The following is a 3,790-nucleotide window of genomic DNA, read 5'->3' on the forward strand; positions in this document are numbered from 1 at the left end:
CCTACAAATAACGTGATGACGGCGTTTCGGATATCTCCGCACGTTGTAGGAGCTGCCGCTGGCTGCGATCGCGGCGAGTGTCGCACCAACCAAAGGTCGCTCCTACAAATAACGTGATGCCGTATAAAGGCGTGCTACGCACGCCATCGCGGGCATGGCCCGCTCCTACAAATTAGGCGACGCCGTGCTGCGCCCGCCATCGCGGGCATGGCCCGCTCCTACAAATCAGGCGACGCCGTGCTGCCCGCGGCATTCACATTCGCGGCTAACAGCCGCTCCTGCATGAACATCGCTGGAGAATCCTGCGCGGTTATTACAGGTCGCGACAGGGGCCGTAGCGGGTTTCGAGAAAATTGCGCTGGGCGCGGGTCAGGCCTTTTACTACCTGTGCGTAGGAATGATCGACCATGCGCTGCAATTCGCCGGACGGTACATCGCCGCCAAGCACCACCGTATTCCAGTGGGTTTTGTTCATGTGATAACCCGGCAATACCGAACTGAAGACATCGCGCAGTTCCTGCGCCTGGCGCGGCTCGCATTTCAGATTAACCCGTGCATTGCCGTCTTTCTGGTACAACAACGCAAACATCTTGCCCTGCACTTTGAACACGTATGCTTCGGGGCCGAATGGGAAATCTTCCAGCGCCTCTGGCTTAGACAGCAGATAGTCGCGCAGGGCATCGAAGGTCATGAGTTCTGGGTATCCGATGGCAGTTCACGCGCCACCCGTTTAACCCGAGGCGTCAGCTGGCAAAACAGTTCGTAGGCGATGGTACCGCACAGGCGGGCGATGCGATCGACACTGAGGTTGTCGCCCCACAGTTCCGCGTGGCTGCCAACCGAAGCGGTTGGGTGATCGGTTAAATCCACCGTGATCATATCCATGGACACCCGGCCAATCAGCGGGCACTCGATGCCATCGACCAGCACCGGCGTTCCGGCCGGCGCATGGCGCGGGTAGCCATCGCCGTAGCCCACGGTAATCACACCGACGCGGGTATCGCGTTGTGCCCGCCAGTCAGCCCCATAGCCGACGTTTTCACCGGCGGGAACGCAATGACTGCTGATCACCTGAGACTCCAGCGTCATCACGGTTTTCAGGCCAAGCTCAGCGGCAGTGCGATAATTCAGCGGCGAGCTGCCATACAGACAGATGCCCGGACGACGCACACCTTCGGCCACCAGCTCACCGTTTATTTCTTTGCGGGTAAACACTGCCGCACTATTGCTCAGGCTCAGTGGCACCGGCCACTCGCGGCTGGTCATCAGCGCCAGTTGTTCGGCAAACTGCGGGCTGTTTTCGTCGTCGGCACTGGCGAAGTGAGTCATCACATAGCGCAGGTCGAGCTTGTCGTCGGCTGCTAATGTGGCGATAACCTCATCGGCCTGTTGCGGACGGAAGCCGACGCGGTTCATACCGCTGTTGATTTTCAGCCAGACGCCTACCGGCTCAGTCAGTTTTGCCTGTGCACGCTGCTCAAGCTGATCGGCATGATGCACCACCAGCTGAATATTATTGGCACTGGCCAGCGTCCACTCTTCGGCGCTGTATGCCCCCTGCAGCACCACCACTTTGCGCTGAATGCCCGCTTCGCGCAGGGTCATGGCTTCGTCGACACAGGCCACAGCAAAACCATCTGCACTGCTCAGTGCGCGAGCGCAACTCACCAGTCCGTGGCCGTAGCCATTGGCTTTGATCACGGCATAGGCGCGCCCAGCTCCCGCCTGACGGGCGAGTTCATAGTTGTGCCGAAGGTTGGACCAGTTAATAACTGCACGGGTTGGACGAGTCATGGACGTGGGAACTGCCTGGAAAATGAGTACAATAGCCTGTCATGTCCGGGGACTTGCCTGCAAGCCCGGTCGATAATCAGATCTGGCGTCATTATGTCATGGCCCGGATAAACAGATACAGAGATTCCCTATGCCCAGCCACCCGCTGTTCAGCGATAAGACCATCGCCCTGTCAGCCACTCTGGCCGCCACCATCGGTCTGGAGGAAGCCGTGCTGCTGACGGTACTGAACGATGCAGCACGCCTGCAGAGTCAGAGCTGGGCGCGGTTGGGTAATCACGCCCTGCGTCAGCATCTGCCATTCTGGGATGATGTCAGTATCCGCAACGTGCTGCGCAGTCTGGTGGATAAGGGCCTGATCAGCGTACAGGGGCCGATGTTCCCCGATGCCGAAGGCGTGATTTACTGCTTTGTCGCCGAAGCGAGTACTCACAATGTCAGTGATCGTCCACCGCAGGCACGACCGCAAACGAGCCAACCGCTGCAATCACCGGCCGCCGTGGCGACTGTGCCGGCGTCCGTCGGTCATATGAAACAACCCCTGCCGCAACGCTGGCAGCCACAGGAAGACACCCTGGCACGGCTGGAGCAACATGGCATTCCGCGCAGCTTTTCCTGCAGCCAGCTGGACACCTTTATTCTGCAGGGCCAGGAACAGGGCGCTAACCGCAACGACTGGAACACCCGCTTCTTCCGCCACGTTAAACAGCAATGGGTGTATACCCAAAACGATGCGCAGCGCGGTCAGCGCCAGCTGGAACGCACAGCGTTTAATCCGGCACAGGAAGAAGCCAGCCCGATCAGCCACCACTGGCAACCGAATCAGGATGCCCTGCAGATTCTTGAGCGCGCTGGTATTGATCCGCAGTTTATTGCCGATGCGGTGGCGGAATTTGTTCTGTACTGGGCCGAACGCGGTGATGCGTTTAAAACCTGGAACAGCAAATTTATTCAGCATGTGCGCCAGCAGTGGGCACGTTACAGTGCGTCGGTAGAGCATTCATCGCTGCCGACCCGCATTGCCGACAACTGGCAGCCATCGCCGGACTGTTACGACATTCTGAGCATGGGTCATATCGACCGTCGGTTTGCCGAACAACTGGTGCCGGAATTTGTGCTTTACTGGCGCGATTCCAATCAGGTACATAACAGCTGGAACAGCCGTTTTCTGCAGTACGTAAAACAACAGTGGGGCAAGCGTTTGGCCCAGCCAGGAGAAGCGAATGGAACATCAGCACAGCAAGCAACTGCTCAACCGGGTTACGCAACAGCTGAAGCAAGCATCCAGCGACTCAAAGACACCAGCTGGTAATCAGGCAGCGTTCGAAGTCACTATCGAACAGAAAGAAGCCATTAACCAGATTTTTGAGCTGTTCCGCTTCAACTACCATAATCAGTTTCTGAAAGCGTTTCCGGACCTCAACACCATGAATATGGCGAAACGTCTGTGGTCTCGTCTGCTGGGCGAGTACAGTCCGGAAGTAATTATGCGCGCTGCTGAAAAGTCGGTAAAAGAAAGTACCTTCCTGCCCAATGTGCATGAGGTTCTGGCGCGCTGTGATATTGCCGACACCCTGGGCTTACCAACCGCCTATGCCGCCTATGTGGAAGCCTGTCGGGCACCGTCGCCGAAGAAAGAATTTAACTGGTCACATCCTGCAATTTATTTTGCCGGACGTGCCAGCGACTGGTTCTTTCTCGCCAACACTCCGGAAGAACACGCTTTCCCGGTGTATCAGCGTAATTATGAAATTCTGCTGAAACGTATTCAGAATGGTGAAGAAATCGAACTGGATATTCCCAAAGCGCTGCCACAGGAAGTGATTATTCCACTGGCACGAGAGGAACAGCAGCAGCGTCTGCAGGATCTGAAAAAACTGCTGGGCAACTGAAACCTGCCCAGCGGTCACTACTGTCCCACAGTTTTAAAGATATCGGTTTTCTATAAACGACTTTTAAATCCGCAATGCCTGCTGCCTCCCAGGGGAACTTACCG

4 protein-coding genes are annotated in these 3,790 nt (G+C 56.8%); 2 read left to right on the forward strand and 2 right to left on the reverse strand.

Annotated elements, in window-relative coordinates:
* Positions 1–313 precede the first annotated feature (313 nt).
* On the reverse strand, positions 314–691 hold the full coding sequence (locus I9W95_RS12755; protein ID WP_225675471.1) for an MmcQ/YjbR family DNA-binding protein: 378 nt from the start codon (positions 689–691) through the stop codon (positions 314–316).
* Positions 688–1,794, reverse strand: coding sequence for an alanine racemase (gene alr / locus I9W95_RS12760; protein WP_225675473.1), 1,107 nt, complete (start codon positions 1,792–1,794; stop codon positions 688–690). Before alr ends, I9W95_RS12755 begins: the two co-directional genes overlap by 4 nt.
* A gap of 130 nt (positions 1,795–1,924) precedes the next feature.
* Here alr and I9W95_RS12765 point away from each other — a divergent pair, with 130 nt between their 5' ends.
* Positions 1,925–3,106, forward strand: a complete 1,182-nt coding sequence (locus I9W95_RS12765; protein ID WP_225675475.1) for a DnaT-like ssDNA-binding domain-containing protein — start codon at positions 1,925–1,927, stop codon at positions 3,104–3,106.
* Entirely contained in the window at positions 3,018–3,686 is a 669-nt protein-coding gene (locus tag I9W95_RS12770; RefSeq protein WP_225675477.1) for a replication protein P, read from the forward strand. The genes I9W95_RS12765 and I9W95_RS12770 overlap by 89 nt, the downstream gene beginning before the upstream one ends.
* The last annotated feature ends 104 nt before the right edge of the window (positions 3,687–3,790 follow it).

The sequence above is a fragment of the Thalassolituus marinus genome, assembly GCF_020320395.1.
Lineage (GTDB): Bacteria > Pseudomonadota > Gammaproteobacteria > Pseudomonadales > Oceanobacteraceae > Venatoribacter > Venatoribacter marinus.